This window comes from Massilia sp. TSP1-1-2, from assembly GCF_049896185.1.
Taxonomy (GTDB): Bacteria; Pseudomonadota; Gammaproteobacteria; order Burkholderiales; family Burkholderiaceae_D; genus Telluria_A.
In genome coordinates this window covers 1-16,341 of record NZ_JAFCTU010000004.1, presented here as the reverse complement: position 1 = coordinate 16,341, position 16,341 = coordinate 1, and the positions used below count along the sequence as shown (strand labels likewise).

The following is a 16,341-nucleotide window of genomic DNA, read 5'->3' as shown; positions in this document are numbered from 1 at the left end:
GTAAGCCAAAGTGCGCGCCACACCAATGCCGGCCCGGCCACTTTGCCTGTCTATAAAAAGCCCGGCAGAGATCCCGGGCTGTTTTTGGATTGCTCAGGGAAGTGATTTCAAGGTCGTCTTCACTGGCACGGAAAAATTGTAGCCGTCGTGCTTGTCCCAATTGATCGACCAGGTCATCACGCCGCGGAAATCCGGATAGGCTTTCAGCGGCTTGATGGTGCCGCAATTGAGCAGGCGCGTCAGGCACGTGAGCGCGTTGTTGACACTGGCGGCCGTGGTAAAGCCGGAGTTGGCCGAACTCGGTCCGGACGGCACGCCAAAGCCTACCTGGTCCGGACGCAAGCCGGCAAAGGTATTGCCGCCGTAGCTAAAGCCCTCGATCAACATGCGCGCTGTTGCTACCAGTTGATCGGTGGAACCGGCCTTCAAAGCGCCGCTCGCATAGGGCGTGTAGATGTCGCCGTTGTTGTAGTACTGGGGATGAAGGATCGTCAGTTCGCCGCGCAGCGCGTTGATGATGGGAATGTACGCGCCCCAGATCGAACCATAGCTGGTGAAGCCGCCTTCCACGTAGACCCACTCCGGCGCCATGGATAGGTAGAAGCCGGCGCCAACCTTGCCTTTCAGGTTCTTGACGGCGATTGGCAGGTAGGTCTGGATGGCCGCGCCTTGGGCAACGCCATTTTCAAGGTCGAGGTCGATGCCGTCGAACCCGTACTTGACAATGATGGCGTAGAGCGAATTGGTGAAGTTGGTGGCTTCGGCGGTGGAGCCGACAGAGACGGAACCGTTCTGGCCGCCGAGCGACAACACAATTTTCTTGCCCTGGGCTTTCTTGGCCTTGATGTCGGCGATGAATTGGGCTTCGCTGCCGGCGCCTGGATCGACAGTAAAACTGACATTGCCGCCGCCCGCGTTGTCGGCAAAGGAGACGACGATGACGTCCCAGTCGTTACTTACCTGGCTGATCGGATAGGTGTTGCCGCTTGGGTTGGTGAAGTTGTGCCAGTAGCCTACCAGGGCGTGCTTGGCCAAGCCGGTTGGGGTTGGTGTCGGGGTTGGCGTTGGCGTCGGTGTTGGTGTTGGTGTTGGCGTTGGCGTTGGTGTTGGCGTTGGCGTTGGCGTTGGCGTGGTGCAGTTCCCGCTCGCAGACCACAGCGTTGGCGAATCCTTGGGATTCCAATTCGCGCCGACGTGGGCGGTGTGCGTGACCAGGGCCGTGTACGAGACGCCGAGGTAGCTGACCACCTGCCCGGCTGTATAGGTTTTGCCTTCGGCCCACAAGGCACATCCCGCTGGCGGTGGCGTAGGGGTTGGCGTTGGGGGCGGCGTCGGCGTCGGTGTCGGCGTTGGCGTCGGCGTCGGCGTCGGCGTCGGCGTCGGCGTCGGCGTCGGTGTCGATCCACAAGTGCTCGTCACCAGCCACGGTTTGCCGCTGCCTGTTGCGCCATTGTTGGTTGATGGGTTGTCGCCCTGCGTCCAGTAGGCGGCCGTGTAATTTACGCCGGCGTAACTGACGCTTTGTCCGCCTGTATAGGCGGTAGTAGCCACCCATGCTGCGTAGCACACGGTGGTGCTCGCCAGCATTTTGGCTTGTTGAGGCGCTGCAGCGGCGGCGCCGGGCGTGCTACCGCCGCAGGCGACCAGCGAGCCGCCCAGCAGGCCGACAATGAGACTGTTGATGATGGTTCTGTTCAAGAGTGACTCCATAGCGAAAGTGTTGAAAGGCCCGCAGAGCGCGGATCAGCAGGTCGAGCCAGACGACGGTCAACCGGTGCGTGCATCTCTCACTCTTGTCCAAGGGAAAAAAATGACGAGAAAGAAAGCTCGCCATACCAATATAGCACCAATTCAATATTTTTAAGTACCAAAATTGGGATTAACTAATACCGGACGTACTTTTGCCTGGAAGGTGATTGCAGGATATGATGCGAAATATGAGGAAGCGGACAACATGAAATTCAATATTTACGGCCGGTTTCAAGTTGAGGTAAGGCGCGAGGACAACTGCTGGCAGGTCTATCGAATCGCGCTGGGCAAGCGGGGCCGGATGAACGACGTGGTCATTCCAAGTCATCTGGAAGAAGAGGAAATCGTGACCTATCTGGATGACATTTTTCATGAGCTTGCCGGTATCGGGCAGCGGGTTGAACGTGTTTTGCCGTGAATGCGCGAGCAGATACATCGCACTGGCGCGAGATGGCGAGGAGATGGCGAGGAGATGTGACTGGTCAGACGACCAGCGCGCTCCAGATGCTTTACGGCGCGGCCAGCACCGCCGTCGAGTAGGCTGACACGACGTGCCAGCCCAGCGTGCGATACAGAGCGCACCCCGCCTCGGTCGCAACGAGCAAGCGCTCCGTTACCCCGGCGCGCGCTGCCAGTTCGTCGAGCGCGCACATCAATGCCGTGGCCAGCCCCTTGCCGCGATAAGGCGCAAGCGTTCCGATGCGGTCGAACACCGCAGTGCCGGCACGCAGCACAATGCGCCCCGTCGCCGCCGTCGCGCCATGGGCATCGACCACGTGCATCAGGTGAGCGCCATGCTCGATGCTGACCGCGTCAACATAGCCGGCCGGCAGTACAACCGCCCTGCCTAGCGCACTTCCCCGGGCCATCAAATAGCGCGGCCGTTCAAATATATTGGCAAATCAGGCAGGCCGATCGGGCGCGACAAACTCCAGCCCTTCTTCGAACGTGCGCAACACCATGTCGACGCTCTTTTCCACCACCGACTGCTTCGCGTCCTTGCCTTCGGACAGCAAACGTATCGACACGAACAGCGAATCGGGCAACCTGATGCGCCACTGGCCCACAACCGCCAGCCACTGCTCCAGCATTTCCTCCAGTGGATAAGCGACAAAGACGGTGGCCACCAGATCGGTGCGCGCGGTGTCCGGCCTGATCTGCGGCTCTTCAACCGATACGCTGCGCGCATCCACGTCGGCCTCGCGCAGCGCCAGGATGAACAATTCGTTGAGCAACTCGTCACGCTCGGTCGGCAAGCCGATGCACAGCACGATGGACCGGGCCGGTACATCGAGCGAGCCCTGCCACCTGCCCAGCTGCAATTGCCGCATATGGCGCAAATGGGCGCCGACATTCGCATCAATCACGGCCACGCGCCTGCGCCTCGGACGCTTTTTGAGAGCGCCCGCCGCCGGAATCAAGGTATCGGCCAGGGCGGCAATGGCGAAGCGGATATTTTGCTGCTGCGCTTGTTCAATCTTCCCCGAATCGAATTCATCGACACCCAGCGCCAAGCCTGGCAGCAGCACGTTGTCGCAATAACTGGCAAAACTAAACTTGCGCAAGTAGGCATGGGCGTCGCGGATGATCGCGTCGGAGTCGCCCAGCAAAATGCGGTGATAAAACCGCTGGGCAGCGTCAACGCTGGGCGCGTCGGAAAACAGGATGGTAATGGGCTCCAGCGCGCGCACGTGGCGCCCGGCAACGACCAGGCACAGCGTAAGCGGCGTCGACAGCAGCAACCCGACCGGGCCCCACAACGCGCCCCAGAACAGCGCCGACACCATTACCCCGAGGGCTGACAGGCCTGAACTGTGGCCATACACCTTCGGTTCGACCACGTTCGCCACCAGCAGTTCGAGGGCGATGAAAATCGTCACGCAGGAAATTGCCAGCGTCCAGCCAGTGTCGGTGGCGGCGACAAACAGCGCGATGGCCGCCCCGGCGACCAGCGCACCAAGATACGGCACAAAGCGCAACAGGCCGCTCAAGGCGCCGAACAAGATGGCGTGCGGAACGCCGGCCGCCCAGAGCAGCACGCCGACCACGCAGCCAAAAATGACGTTGACCACGAATTGCGAAAAGAAAAAGCGCGACACACCCGCGGTCGCATCGGCCAGCGCCTTCATGGTGCGGCCCACATCGGCGTTGCCTGTCAGGCGCACCACGCGGTCGCGCAGCGATTCGTGTTCGAGCAGGATGAAGATCATCAGCACCAGCACCAGGCCGGCCTCCCCGATCGGCCCGAGCACCTGCGAGAGCAAGCGGCTAAAGGTCTTGGACGCGGTCAATGGCGGGGTGTGGATTTCGACGGGAATAGGCTGGACCTGGCCGACAGCCAGTTTCAAGCCGGGGCGATTGGGCACGCGCTCGGTTTTGGGAACGCCCGGTGTTACCGCCCGCAGTTCGGCCTCGAACCGGGCAAATGGGCGCTCGGTCAATTCCCGCACTTTTTCCAGCTTTGATTGAATGGCGACCCGGTATTGCGGCAGGTCGGCCGTGACGAACACCATTTGCGAAGCGAGGATGGCGCTAATGCCGATCACGCCGATGGTGGCAAGCAGCACCGATACCAGGGTGGCGGGCAAGTGCCCCATGCCGGTCTTGCTGATCATGCGCACCAGCGGCGCGATAACGAGGCTCAGGATCAGTGCCAGCGATAGCGGCTCGAGAAAATCGCGGCCGAAATGGAGCAGCGCGAGAATACAGGTGCCGGCAACGACAGTGGCAGCGCTGAGCCGGGGAAATGAGGAAAGATTGGACATGTGCTGGCTTGAAAACGTTAACAGGGTGTTTCTGTGTGAAATACAAGTGTGGACTATATAGAAGATCCAGACTCCACAACAGAAACTTGTATCACCCTGTTTCCAGCGAGGCGTTCAGCACATGACGTGCTAAGTAAGCACTGATTAATTCATGGCGGCGGACTCGGCGCACGAAAAAAGCGCCCAGCTGCGTTGCAAATCTTCGCTATGCCCCGGCATGTCTGCAGTGTTGCGCCTTGCCGGGCACTTTTTGCGTGACCGATTCCATCCGCCAGAATAAATCAGTGCTTCCCTAAAGCGCGGGTATTACAGCTGCGACTTAAAGTAGTTAAACGAATGGGCAAAAGCATCGCGCACTTTTTCCATTTCGACGACGACGTTGTCCCACTTGTCTTCACCGGCATCGACCAGGTCGTCGAATTTGGCTTTTGCCAGCTTGGACTGCTCGCGCAGCTTGGCCATGTCTTCCACATACTTGTCGTGGGCCGCTTCTTTGGCGTCTTTGGCTTTCGCTTCCAGTGCATGCATTTTGACTTCCAGCTCGTCGAGTTGGAGTTTCATTTTGGCGATGTAGGTTTCTTTGGTTTGCATGGCTATCCCTTGGTACTGTTTGAATACGGGCCAAGGCTTGGCGCCGCTCGACAGAACAATTAGATTAGAGCCGAACGGGCGCCGGCTCCGTTCGGTAACCGACACAGCCGTAGAGGTCTTACTCTAGCTTTGCTTGTCAGTGAGCAATATCGATGACCAGGCGCGACGGCTCTGTCATGATGCGCGGCGTATACGCATTGGCACGCGCAAGGCCCACTACCCAGGTCACCTCCCCTTCAAAACTGCAGGTTCGCACCAGCTCGCGCGCATTCGGTTGCGCCAGCGCGCGCCGCCGCGGCACGCCCCCTTTTCCCGCATTTGCCTGGGCTCCGGTGAAGCGGACTTGCAAAAAGGCTTCGCCCGCCACCTTGACCGGCTCACCGCTGCCGCAGTCGAGCACGGGCTTGTCGACGTAGGCAACATCCCACGCTGGGAGCCCGACAGTATCGAACTCGAACGCGAGCCGGTCAAACCCGGCCTGGGTGGCGCTGCGAACGGCGCGCAGCACCGGCGCACGTTGCGAGTGGCTGCTGGCCTTGCCCTTGGAATGCCCGGTCGTCGGGGCTGCACTGCCGCCCGCGGCACTGGCAGGCGCCGGCGCCATCGCCGGTTCCGCAGGCGCGGGCACGGCTGCAGGCGGCGCAGCAGGCTGGTTCGCTTGCGCCGGGGCCTCGGTGGGCGGGGCCGGCGGTTTGGCTGGCTCGGTACGCTTGCACGCACTGATGCCAACGCTCAAGCTCAGCATGGACAGCACGACGGTATTTCTAAAAGAAAAAATGTTCAAAATCAACTCCTCAGTCTGCGTTTTCTTACTTATACATGAGACAATATTGGTCTGCAATCCTGCTCATTACCGATGGATCGATATGACCTTCAAACGCTTGTTTCCCTTTGCTTTATTACTGACCATGTTCCTGGTTGCCTGTGGCGGCGGAGACGGCCCTACCCTGGGCGCATTTCCCGCAACAAGCAAAGCTGAAGGCGATGCCCCATTTACCTTGACGGCGCCGAGCAGCAAGGGCCCGGGCGCGTTCACGTTTAGCAGCAGCAACTTGGAAGTGGCCACCATCGCCGGCAACACGGTCACGATTGTCGGCCCTGGCACCAGCACCATCACGGCCCAGCAGGCAGCGATGGGCAGTTATAACGCCTCGAGCACGAGCGCCGTACTGACCGTCAGCATGAAGGCATGCATCGCGCCGGCAACCCGTCAGAACAACACCTGTACCGCACCAGCCACCAGCGCCACGCCCGTCACGTTCGCCGGGCGCACGTGGATGGGCGTTACCTTCGTGGATACCTGGGCAAACGCCAACAACTATTGCACCACGACGACCATCAATGGCACCAAAGGCTGGCGCATGCCCACCGAGCTTGAACTGAGCGACCTGCGCGCCGCTGGCGCGATGGCGGGCCACGGCTGGACGTTGTCGCGGACCTGGTCGTCCACCGCCGGCTTGCTCGCCGCTCAGCGCAAAGGCGTGCGGCTTAGTGACGGTGCGGTCAGCGACGATGCTGAATCGACCGCTTCGTACGTTGCCTGCGTAATCTAATGTTGGCGCACGGCTGGCGCCACGCCGGCCGTGCCAAGCTGGTGCAGTCAAGGCGTTTCGTCGGTATCGCTTGACCTGAACAGTGCGTCAAGTGCATCGCGGTTTTGCTGCTTGTTCGCGATACCGCGCTTGCCAGAAAATTCCTCTTCAATATTGTCGCGGTAATAGCTCCAGGCGGAAGCTGACGTCGACAACTTGCGCCACACCTCCTGTCCCACGCCGGCGTAATCGATCGCATTGCCGTCGTCGAGTTCGACGCGCAACATGCGTTCCTTCTGGTCGTATCCGATAGCGCGCAGCTTGCCTGCGTTGATGCGTTTCATTTCCATGGCTTCTCTCCTGCGTCGATGCGACGCGAATACGCGCGTCGGAAAGCACCTGTGCAATCCGATTCGTGCAAGATAGCAGATTCGTTACTATTGATACAAACACTTGCAACTAATCGAATCGCGCGCGGCCAAGCCCATCGTACGATAGCTGCAGTTTAGAAAACAATCTTGTCTGTTCGTATGCCGATGGCGTTGCGCGGGTAAATCCTGGCGCACAGCGCGGCGCCACGTGAGGACTTCCCACCATGTTATTTCAGATTGTCTCAACACGAGGCAAGGCTTCCTTTGGTCCAGGGTTTTGCATGACCAAGAAAAAGTATCCCATTATTAGCATCTTCGTTGCAGTCGTTTGGGCGGCGTTTTTTTACCCGGCCGAACGTGCGCCAGACAAGGCTGCGGGCTTGAAGGCACGTTCCGGCGTCCCGGCGCTTGTTGACGTCCAGTCGTCCGGCAAGGCAATGCCCAAGGGACCGGCGCAAGGAACAGTGGCGCTTGGCGAGAAGTAGCACGATGGGCTTTTCAACAACGGCCGGCGCCATTTGCACCTTGGCGCCCCGCAGCCAGTGCAAGCTGCCCTATGCGGCCATCGTGGCTGATCCCGTCCAGCGCGCTGAACAGGCCGCGCAAGCACCTGCGCGAACGGATTGGCACCATTACCCGCATGAACCCGAAGACTTTCTCGCTATCGTGTGAAGGTCAGCGCTGGCGCGTGTCCCCCGGTTGCTGGGCAAGATTCTTGATCTTCAATGGCGCGCCGTGTCAGTCCATCAGCGCGAATACTTTCAGCAGATCAGCTGATTTTTGCCGGCACGCGCTGGCGTTGGGCGGCTCGGCGCGCAAGGCGTCGAGTGTCTGGTCGATGGCCTTGTCCAGCGTGTGCCAGTCGGCCGCCGCGCGGGGCTTCAATCCAGATTCCGCCTCGTCCCAGGCAATTTCCAGATCCTTGATCCGCGCCTTTGCCGCCGCTAAATCGCCACGTTCCACCATCTTTGCCACGTCAGCCGCGATCACGCGAAAATGCCCGAGTTCGCCTAGCCTGGATGCATGTTTTGTGGCCGGCGCCGCGCTGGCAACTGGTGCTCTTGCTTGGCCTTGGCCAGGTTTCGAACACCCCGCCTGCGTTATCAGCGCCGCCAGCAACAATCCGGCCAGGCCCCACGTCTTCGATATCAACATCATGGCAATTCCTTTAAAGGCAAGTTGGACGCTGCCTGGGCCCGCGTTCCCGGCAGGTGAGAAAGCGCGACCAGAGCGACGATCGCCGCCAGAAAAATAACGCTGGTCAGTGTGGACCCCAGGCCCATGCCGCCATAGTCGGGCGACTGGGTCAGCAGGTCCCCCAGGGCGGCCCCCAGCGGCCGGGTCAGGATATACGCCAGCCAAAACATCAGGACCGCGTTGGCGCCCAGATGCCAGGCCACGAGCACCATGCCGATCAGACTGCCGAATGCCAGCACGCCAAATTTGAACCCCAATCCCCAGGCTTCGGTTGCCAGGTCGCCCGCTGCGGTCCCGAGTGCGAAGGTGCACAAGACGGCAGACCAATAGAAGCATTCACGGCGTACGCTGTCGATAGAGCGGATCGACAGCGTCCGTTCGCAGCGGTACCACCCTATAAAGACCAGCGCCAATGCGACGCCGAAAAATGCAGTACTTGCATACAGGCTGACACCAAGGCTGTCCGTGAGCACATCGGTAATCTGCGTGCCGACAATGCTGACCAGGATCACCGTCAGCCAATACACAGCCGGAATGCAACGGCGCGCGCGAAATTGCAACACTGCCGCCACGGCCAGCGCGGCGGCCATCATGGCGACGGTGACGAACTGCCCGAAGCCGGCGTTGACCGCAAGGTAATCGGCGCCCGTTTCGCCGACCGTGGTCGACAAGAGCTTGATGATCCAAAACACAAGCGTCACCGCCGGGACCTTGTTGGGCCTGGCGGGCGCGGTGGCATTCAGCATATCAATATGCATGGTGACGGATGACGTTCTCCTAGAACTTGCTTTTCCATCCGACGCTGATCCCGCGCGGGACGAACCCGACGGTGAACGATTCGCTGCGTGAATGGGCGTAATAGCCGGCCAGCGTGCCGAGCGCCCAGCCGGCGAGCACATCGGTTTGCCAGTGGCCGTGGGTTTTCATGCGCGCCTGCGCGTCGTACAGGGGAATCAGTTCGAGCGCATACACGGCGGGATGGTCGTGCCCGTACTCAAGCACGAAGGGCGTGACCACCGATGCCGCCAGCGTGACTTCGCCGCTGGGAAAACTGCGACCGCCGCGTTTGAACCAGTCGTTCGGGTCGTCCGTCTGAGAAGGCCGCTCGCGCCTGAAAGTGCGCTTGAGGACTTCGGACGAAACGGCGCCGACAATGGAGGCGTCGATCGCCTGGTAGAACGTGCGGCCCAGGCGCGTGTCGCTCCCTTCCCACAGCGCGCCGACTATTTCGCCCCCGATCAGCACGCCGGCCAGCGCTTTTTGATTGCTGCGTTTCCAGATTCCCTGGTTGTCGTAGTTCAGCTTGGAATCTATTCCCAAGGGTCCACTGCCCGCCAAAGCCGTGCCACAACACGTTGCCGTCAATAATAAGGTTCCTATTGCGCATTTGATCTGCATGTCCGTCTCCCGGTGAATGCCAGCATTGTGACAAGTGCACCGTGACGGAATACGGATGGGCTGATTACATTTCTGTCATCTGGACATGCCAGGCGCGTCTTTTGGCAGCCGCAGCGTGAATGTGGCGCCTTCCCCCGGCCTGCTACGGACCTCGATCGTGCCCCCGTGCAGCTCGACAATCGAACGCACCACGGCCAGGCCCAGCCCGGTACTGTCGGTCGCACTGCGCGCCGCGTCGGCGCGGTAAAAGCGGTCGAACAGGAAAGGCAGGTGCGCGGGGGCGATACCGCAACCATTGTCGCTAACCGCGATGAGAATGGCGTCGGCCCGGTCGAACGCGCAAAGGCGCACTTTGCCGCCGCGCGCGCTGTGGCGCAAGGCATTGGCCAGCAGGTTCGACAAGGCCTGGCGCAGCAGCAGCGGATCGGCCCGCAGATGCACGCTGCCGTCCGCTTCCAGCGCCACGCCCTGCTCGTCGGCCAGGATGCCGAAAAACTCCAGCAGCTTTTGAAATTCGATTTGCGTGGACAAGTCTTCGACCTGCACCAATTGTTTGGCATTGTCGGCGCGCGCCAGGAACAGCATGCTCGAGACCATGCGCGACAGGCGAGCGCCCTCCTCGACCACCACCGCCAGCGTGGTTTGATATTCCTCGGCCGAGCGTGCGCGGCCCAGCGTGACGCTCGCTGCCGCCACCAGATTATTGATCGGTGAACGAAATTCGTGCGCCAGCTCAGAGGAAAAGCGCGACAACTGTTCGAAGGAACGTTCGATGCGCCCCATCAGCTCGTCGAAATTGCCGGCCAGCGTGCGCAGTTCGGACGGCCAGCCATCTTGTGCGATGCGGGCACTGAGCCGCTCGGCGCTCATGCGGGCGATCTCGGCACTGATGGCGCGCACCGGGGCCAGGCCGCGCCGCGCCAGCAAGAAGCCGGTGAGGACCGCGACGACGATCGCCAGCATGACGACGCTGAACAATTTGGCCAGGTAGCGCCGCAGCACTTGTTCGTCCTGCGCGACGTCAAGTATGCCGCGCAACAGCTTGCTGCCGTCGGCGCCGCTGCCGGTGGCGTCGAACACCAGAAAGTAGCGCTCGCCCTGGGCGCCGGGGACGCTCACCCGGTAAAAGCGGTTGGCCGGAGCGGCGTGGGCGAACGCCGGCGCCAGGTTGGCCGCGTTGCCTGAAGCGGCGACGAGTTTGCCGTCCGCCCCGATCAGTTGCCATGTAAATTCGCCGATTTCATCCTGCTGTTCGCGCCATTCATGTTCCCAGTCGGACTGGCGGCCCTTCCTTTGCAGCTCGCTCAGCACCTCTTGCTGGATGTGCACGTCTTCCAGCAGTTCGACCTCTTGCTTCTCGTGCACCTGGCGCACCAATTCGGCGTACATCATGGCCGACACGCACACCAGGATCACGGCAATGGCGGTCCCGAAAAACACCGTCAAACGCGCCGTCAGCGACCAGCGCCGCGCGTCAAGCAGGCTAATTGTGGACATCGAGAACATAGCCCACGCCACGCACGGTGTGGAGCAGCTTGACGGGATACGGATCGTCGAGCTTGGCGCGCAGGCGCCGGATGGCAACGTCGACGACATTGGTATCCGACTCGAAATTCATGTCCCAGACCTGGCCGGCGATCACGGTGCGCGACTGGACCTCGCCGGCGCGCCGCAGCAAGAAAGCCAGGAGCGCAAACTCTTTCGGCGTTAGCTCCAGCCTGTCGGCGCCGCGGGTGGCGCGGTGCTTGAGCAGGTCGAGCGTGAGGTCGGCCAGTGTAAACCGGGAGGCTTCGTGCGTTTGCGCGCTGCCATCATTGCGGCGCAAGATCACGCGAACGCGCGCCAGCAGTTCGCTGAAAGCATATGGCTTGACCAGGTAATCTTCGGCGCCCAGCTCCAGGCCGCGCACGCGGTCTTCAATGTCGTCGCGCGCGCTCAAAAACAGCACCGGGGTTGGCCTGTGTGCGCGGCGCACGGTTGCCAGAATGGACCAGCCGTCCAACCCGGGCAGCATGACGTCGAGAATGGCCAAGTCGTAGGCCTGGGTCAGCAACTGGTGCAAACCGTCGGGGCCGGTGTGGGCGACATCGACGACCATGCCCGCCTCGCGCAAGCCTTGCGCCAGGTAGGCGGCGGCCGTGGGCTGGTCTTCCACCAACAGGATCTTGGTCATGGCGATAACGCCATGGGAGGCTTGGAAAGGAACATGGGCAGGCATAAAAAAGCGATACCGCATTGTGACCGCAATTCGGCTGGCATAGGGAAACGGGAGATTACATTTTCGTAATCTTAAGCGTGCGCGGCTAGCCAGCCGCTATCCTCGCGTTAAGGAAATTTACCGGAGGATGCAGATGCCTGGCGTTAGCAGCAACAAGTTGGGCAAAGTCCCGGAACTGACATTGATGTTTTGGCTCATCAAAATCGCGGCGACCACTTTGGGAGAAACCGCGGGCGACGCTGTGACCATGTCGATGAAGCTGGGCTACCTGGTTGGCAGTGTCGTGTTTGCCGCCTTGTTCCTGGCGGCAGTGACGGCGCAGATCGTAGCCAGGCGCTTTCACCCGGCGCTGTTCTGGACGGTCATTGTGGCCACCACCACCTTCGGGACCACGCTGGCTGATTATGTCGACCGCTCACTGGGAATTGGCTACGCCGGCGGCGCCGCCGCGCTGGGTGTTTTGCTGCTCGCTTCGCTGGCCTGCTGGCACATGTCGCTGGGATCGGTCGCGCTGGAACGCCTCGATACGCGCAGGGCGGAAGTTTTCTACTGGGTGACGATCATGTTTTCGCAAACACTGGGAACCGCGCTGGGCGACTGGTTTGCCGATCCTGCCGCCGGGCTGGGCCTGGGCTATCAAGGCAGCGCGCTGGTGTTCGCCGCGGCGCTGCTGGCCATTGCGGCAGCGTACTTCTGGACCGGCGTTTCACGTACCGCACTGTTCTGGGCGGCATTTATCTTGAGCCGCCCGCTGGGGGCGACAGTTGGCGACTACCTCGACAAGCCGATCGGCAATGGCGGCCTGGCACTGAGCCGCTACAGCGCCACGGCCTGGCTGGCCGCGTTCATCATCGCTTGCATCATCATGGCGCCGCAACGGGCTGCAGCCGTCTCGGCGGATGCACGATGAGTCGCTGGTCCCGTATTGCGCCGTTTGCAGCCAGGCGCGTGCTGGTGCTGTTCGCGTGCGTGCTGGTGCCGCTGTTTGGCTTTGGCATGCTGGCTGAAGACGTGATCGAGAAAGCGCTTTTTTCTTCGATGGTCCGATTTTGCAGTTCATGCACGCACATGCCGGCGCGGTCCTGGACCTGGTGATGGTGGCGAGCACGCGCGCCGGATCAGCGCTGGGCCTGGTGCCGTGCATTGTGCTGGTGGCAGGCTGGCTGTACAGGCGCGGCGAACGCTTGCGATTGTGGTTCTGGCTGCTGGCGGCCGGGGGCGCGGCGCTGCTCAATCTGCTTGCGAAATACAGCTTTGCGCGGGCGCGACCAAGTTTATGGACGTCGATGTTGCCTGAAACTAGTGTCCTGCGTTGGAAGTTCGTTGTTTATAAATGTTCCTAAATCGCCATGAGGCAAGGAACAAAAGCGGAGCAAGGCCGGGGCCTTGCGAGCATTTTTGACGCAGCATCGTGGGGATTGTCGGAATATTTATACAACGAATTTCCAACGCAGGACACTAGCTACAGCTTTCCGAGCGGGCATTCCATGGCGAGCATGGCGGTCACTGCGGCGGTAGTGTGTCTGCTTTGGCACAGCACCCGCTGGCGTGGGATTGCGCTTGCTTGCGGCGCCGTATTTGTCGTGCTGGTGGGAGCGTCCAGGGTGTATCTGGGTGTGCATTATCCCTCCGATGTGTTGGCCGGGTGGATGGCTTCGGTGGCGTGGGTGACCGGGCTGGCGTTGGTGATGCGCGTGCGATAGAGGCACGGCGCCCTTTTGGCGTCAAACGAACTCCCCATGATCTCCCCCATGCTCCACTGCCGAGCCGCACCTGATGATGGACTTCTGCGCCGCGATTAAAAAAGCGTCGCGCGCCGTTCTCCCATCCGTCCTTGGAGCAAAAAATGCTGAACTTTATTAAACCCTCGCCGTCCCAAAAATTGGCAGTTGCCGTGTGGCTGCCCTGTCTGTTAGCTGGCTTGACGCTGGCCGCTGCGGCGTCTGCCCGGCAAGCCGCAGCGCTGGAGCAAGGCGCCGACAGCGCGCATGCCGCGCTGCAACGCACGACCTATCGCATCATCAATCTTGCCAATGGAGATTACATTGCTCCAGCGTTGATCAACGCTAGCGGACAAGTGGCGTTTTCGCTGGCTAACGGCCGCGATGGTCCGCTGCGCTCGTTTTTTTATGACGGAAAAACCGTCCAGGATATAAGCACGCTCGGCGCCGATTTTGCGCGGGTGACGGGACTGAACGATCATGGCCACGTCACCGGCGTTTCGCAAACCAAGGCTGGCATCGTGCGATCATTTGTGTGGAGCAAACGGCGCGGCATGATCGATCTCGGCGCGCTCCCTGGTGCCGTATCGACATGGGAACCGGCGATCAATAATCGTGATGAAATTACCGGCGAGTCGAATGGCGATCCGCTGCCGTATCCGCGCGCGTTCCGCTGGACACTTTCCAGCGGCATGGAAGACCTGGGCGGCCTGGCCAGCGGGGCCGACACCATCGCTTATGGCAGGGCAATCAATGATAACGGCTTAATCGCGGGTAACTCGTTGACGCCAGCGTACGACTACCACGCCTTTGCGTGGGAGCGCGCCACCGGCATCGTTGATATCGATACACTTGGCAACCGCTATTCGGACGCGGTGGGGGTGGACGCCAACGGACAAATTGGCGGCAATTTCTTCGTCGATAATGGCAATACGCACGCGTTCATCTGGACGCGCGGCGGCGGCATGCGCGATATCGGCACGGCCGGCGGCGAAGGCAACTGGATCGTAGGCATGACGGCCAGCGGCCGCATGACCGGCGTCATCACTTCCACCAACGTCGCCCAGCGTGCGATGACGTGGACGCGCGCTACTGGGATTGTCATGCTCGGCACGTTTGGCGGTGCAACCTCGTTCGCCATTGGCGCCAACAATAAGGGCCAGGTGGTCGGCGGCGCGGCAACGGTTGACGACGATTGGCGCGCTTTTGTCTGGACGGCGAAAGAAGGCCTGGTTGACCTGAACACACGGCTGAGGCATGCGCCGGCGGGGCTGACCTTGCATTCGGCCCAGGCGGTCTCGGACAAGGGCGCGATCTTGGCGATTTCAAATGCCGGACTGGTGTTGCTGGTGCCGGAGCGCGTTTGTGGATGCCGCCACGCAGTGGGTCCGATCGCAGCTGCCGAGCTGGTAAAAGTCGGCACGCCGCTCGACGTTTCAGTCAGCTTTGCGGGCGAGGACCGGGCCGCCAGGCACAACGTGATCTGGTCGTGGGGTGACGGTAGTGGCGACAGCGCGGGTAATACGATGGCGCGCAACGGCAGCGGAAGCGCAACGGGCAGCCATACGTTTGGGTCGCCGGGAATGTATACCGTGTCGGCCAGGGTGGCCGATCTGGCTGGTAACAGTGCTGCGGTGAGCCGCAAGATCATCGTATATGACCAGTCGCGCGGCTTTGCGGGCGGCGCGGGGTCGTTCACGTCGCCGCACGTGCCAAATAAAAAGGCGCCGTTCCAGGCGGGCTTGGCCACATTCAGTTTTATAGCGCCTGCCGTCACCCGTGGGGAGAAGGTGTTGGTGGCCGGTCAGTTGGACTTTCAAGTCGGCGGGCTCAATTTCCGCAGCAAGGAACTGCGCCCGACCGGGATGCAGGGTGTATTCGCAGGCAACGGTACGATCAATGGCGCGGGAAACTATCAATTCAGCATGGGAGCGAAGGCAGGCAATGGGAAAGGCGACGGCGCTGGCAACTTCAGCTTGAAGATATGGCGGGTGGATCCGATGTCTGGTGCTGAGATGGTGGCATACGATAACCAGGGCCAGGGGAACAAGGCGGCCGAGCGCAAGGTGATCAAGGGCGTGATTGCGGTGCAGTAGCGCGAGGGGCAGCCGGCGCATGGGGGAAGTCGATGCCCCACCATTGCAGCCGGCGGCTTGGATGTGCAGCGATAGATGGCGCTGGAAGTTCAGCAGTCGCTGATGCTGCCGTCCGCGTGGTCAGCGCTTCAGGAAAAAGCACGCGTTGCAGGCACGTCCGTCTCGCAGCAAATCGCAACCTTCGCCACGTCCGGCGCTGTTACTTCAAAAAAGGAAAATCATGATCGCAGCAACACCAACAGCAGGTAAGTCTGCCACCAAGACCATACTATCGGCAAAGGCAGCGGCGAAGCTGTACGCCAAGCACAAGACAGACACCGGTTGGTGCGTTGAGATGAGCGGAAATTTCCCCATCCTTTTGAATGTACTTTCCGATATCACAGGCTCGGTCCAGTCATTACGGGTCTTTTCCCCGACTGGGCTACCGCTGAGAAAATCAAAGTCGATTGTCCTTCGTACCCGGCCTTCCTGACCACGTTGCATGATCGAGTAATACTGAGATGCACAAGATTTTTGGCAAGGGAATGCGTCCATCAATCCACCCAAGTTAGCAGTTGGCGTGCATTTCAGTAAATTATTATCAATGTTTTCACAATAACACTTGACATCACTTTAAAATTGCGGCGTCCAGCATGGATTTTTACTATCCCTGCCTGCCATGTCCGTTCTGACCACGCTGTTCCAAGATTTCGCCGCGCGCCTA

20 protein-coding genes are annotated in these 16,341 nt (G+C 60.7%); 9 read left to right on the top strand and 11 right to left on the bottom strand.

Going from position 1 to position 16,341, the window contains the following annotated elements:
- Window positions 1-93 precede the first annotated feature (93 nt).
- The gene (locus ACP7BV_RS04485; RefSeq protein ID WP_426101940.1) at window positions 94-1,698 is read right to left on the bottom strand and encodes a chitinase; all 1,605 of its coding nucleotides are present in this window, start codon (window positions 1,696-1,698) and stop codon (window positions 94-96) included.
- 256 nt (window positions 1,699-1,954) lie between these two features.
- Between ACP7BV_RS04485 and ACP7BV_RS04480 the strand changes: the two genes are divergently transcribed.
- Window positions 1,955-2,167: a DUF7661 family protein gene (locus ACP7BV_RS04480; RefSeq protein ID WP_426101938.1), complete on the top strand. Its 213-nt coding sequence runs from the start codon at window positions 1,955-1,957 to the stop codon at window positions 2,165-2,167.
- Window positions 2,168-2,258: 91 nt separating this feature from the next.
- Here ACP7BV_RS04480 and ACP7BV_RS04475 read toward each other — a convergent pair whose 3' ends face one another.
- The 4 genes from ACP7BV_RS04475 to ACP7BV_RS04460 all read right to left on the bottom strand — a co-directional run bounded on the left by ACP7BV_RS04475 (window position 2,259) and on the right by ACP7BV_RS04460 (window position 5,889).
- Window positions 2,259-2,618 carry a GNAT family N-acetyltransferase gene (locus ACP7BV_RS04475; protein ID WP_426101936.1) on the bottom strand — a complete coding sequence of 120 codons (360 nt, stop codon included), beginning with the start codon at window positions 2,616-2,618 and terminating at the stop codon, window positions 2,259-2,261.
- 33 nt (window positions 2,619-2,651) lie between these two features.
- Window positions 2,652-4,514, bottom strand: a complete 1,863-nt coding sequence (locus tag ACP7BV_RS04470) for an AI-2E family transporter (protein ID WP_426101934.1) — start codon at window positions 4,512-4,514, stop codon at window positions 2,652-2,654.
- A gap of 306 nt (window positions 4,515-4,820) precedes the next feature.
- Entirely contained in the window at window positions 4,821-5,105 is a 285-nt protein-coding gene (locus ACP7BV_RS04465) for a hypothetical protein (RefSeq protein ID WP_426101932.1), read from the bottom strand.
- A gap of 136 nt (window positions 5,106-5,241) precedes the next feature.
- Window positions 5,242-5,889, bottom strand: coding sequence for an AMIN-like domain-containing (lipo)protein (locus ACP7BV_RS04460; RefSeq protein WP_426101930.1), 648 nt, complete (start codon window positions 5,887-5,889; stop codon window positions 5,242-5,244).
- Window positions 5,890-5,971: 82 nt separating this feature from the next.
- Between ACP7BV_RS04460 and ACP7BV_RS04455 the strand changes: the two genes are divergently transcribed.
- Window positions 5,972-6,658 carry a hypothetical protein gene (locus tag ACP7BV_RS04455; RefSeq protein WP_426101928.1) on the top strand — a complete coding sequence of 229 codons (687 nt, stop codon included), beginning with the start codon at window positions 5,972-5,974 and terminating at the stop codon, window positions 6,656-6,658.
- Between the two features lie 47 nt (window positions 6,659-6,705).
- Here the strand turns inward: ACP7BV_RS04455 and ACP7BV_RS04450 are convergent, their stop codons facing one another.
- On the bottom strand, window positions 6,706-6,987 hold the full coding sequence (locus tag ACP7BV_RS04450; protein ID WP_426101926.1) for a KTSC domain-containing protein: 282 nt from the start codon (window positions 6,985-6,987) through the stop codon (window positions 6,706-6,708).
- Between the two features lie 245 nt (window positions 6,988-7,232).
- On the opposite strand from ACP7BV_RS04450, the gene ACP7BV_RS04445 reads away from it, so the two are divergent.
- Window positions 7,233-7,493, top strand: a complete 261-nt coding sequence (locus ACP7BV_RS04445) for a hypothetical protein (protein WP_426101924.1) — start codon at window positions 7,233-7,235, stop codon at window positions 7,491-7,493.
- A gap of 253 nt (window positions 7,494-7,746) precedes the next feature.
- On the opposite strand, the gene ACP7BV_RS04440 is transcribed toward ACP7BV_RS04445, so the two are convergent.
- From ACP7BV_RS04440 to ACP7BV_RS04420, 5 genes are all read right to left on the bottom strand, one after another.
- Window positions 7,747-8,166, bottom strand: coding sequence for a hypothetical protein (locus tag ACP7BV_RS04440; protein ID WP_426101922.1), 420 nt, complete (start codon window positions 8,164-8,166; stop codon window positions 7,747-7,749).
- Window positions 8,163-8,951: a hypothetical protein gene (locus tag ACP7BV_RS04435; RefSeq protein WP_426101920.1), complete on the bottom strand. Its 789-nt coding sequence runs from the start codon at window positions 8,949-8,951 to the stop codon at window positions 8,163-8,165. The genes ACP7BV_RS04440 and ACP7BV_RS04435 overlap by 4 nt, the downstream gene beginning before the upstream one ends.
- A 31-nt stretch (window positions 8,952-8,982) precedes the next feature.
- Window positions 8,983-9,525, bottom strand: coding sequence for a phosphatase PAP2 family protein (locus ACP7BV_RS04430; RefSeq protein WP_426101918.1), 543 nt, complete (start codon window positions 9,523-9,525; stop codon window positions 8,983-8,985).
- Between the two features lie 153 nt (window positions 9,526-9,678).
- On the bottom strand, window positions 9,679-11,100 hold the full coding sequence (locus ACP7BV_RS04425) for a heavy metal sensor histidine kinase (protein ID WP_426101916.1): 1,422 nt from the start codon (window positions 11,098-11,100) through the stop codon (window positions 9,679-9,681).
- Window positions 11,087-11,776, bottom strand: a complete 690-nt coding sequence (locus ACP7BV_RS04420; RefSeq protein ID WP_426101914.1) for a heavy metal response regulator transcription factor — start codon at window positions 11,774-11,776, stop codon at window positions 11,087-11,089. Before ACP7BV_RS04420 ends, ACP7BV_RS04425 begins: the two co-directional genes overlap by 14 nt.
- Before the next feature lie 178 nt (window positions 11,777-11,954).
- Between ACP7BV_RS04420 and ACP7BV_RS04415 the strand changes: the two genes are divergently transcribed.
- From ACP7BV_RS04415 to ACP7BV_RS04390, 6 genes are all read left to right on the top strand, one after another.
- On the top strand, window positions 11,955-12,731 hold the full coding sequence (locus tag ACP7BV_RS04415; RefSeq protein WP_426101912.1) for a hypothetical protein: 777 nt from the start codon (window positions 11,955-11,957) through the stop codon (window positions 12,729-12,731).
- A complete protein-coding gene (locus ACP7BV_RS04410) occupies window positions 12,728-12,916 on the top strand; it encodes a hypothetical protein (RefSeq protein WP_426101910.1) in 189 nt (62 codons plus the stop codon). The genes ACP7BV_RS04415 and ACP7BV_RS04410 overlap by 4 nt, the downstream gene beginning before the upstream one ends.
- Entirely contained in the window at window positions 12,880-13,164 is a 285-nt protein-coding gene (locus tag ACP7BV_RS04405; RefSeq protein WP_426101908.1) for a hypothetical protein, read from the top strand. Before ACP7BV_RS04410 ends, ACP7BV_RS04405 begins: the two co-directional genes overlap by 37 nt.
- A 6-nt stretch (window positions 13,165-13,170) precedes the next feature.
- The gene (locus ACP7BV_RS04400) at window positions 13,171-13,524 is read left to right on the top strand and encodes a phosphatase PAP2 family protein (protein WP_426101906.1); all 354 of its coding nucleotides are present in this window, start codon (window positions 13,171-13,173) and stop codon (window positions 13,522-13,524) included.
- A 143-nt stretch (window positions 13,525-13,667) separates the two neighbouring features.
- Window positions 13,668-15,638: a PKD domain-containing protein gene (locus ACP7BV_RS04395; RefSeq protein WP_426101904.1), complete on the top strand. Its 1,971-nt coding sequence runs from the start codon at window positions 13,668-13,670 to the stop codon at window positions 15,636-15,638.
- A 75-nt stretch (window positions 15,639-15,713) separates the two neighbouring features.
- Complete coding sequence (locus ACP7BV_RS04390) at window positions 15,714-15,887, top strand: hypothetical protein (protein WP_426101902.1); 174 nt, start codon at window positions 15,714-15,716, stop codon at window positions 15,885-15,887.
- Window positions 15,888-16,341 lie beyond the last annotated feature (454 nt).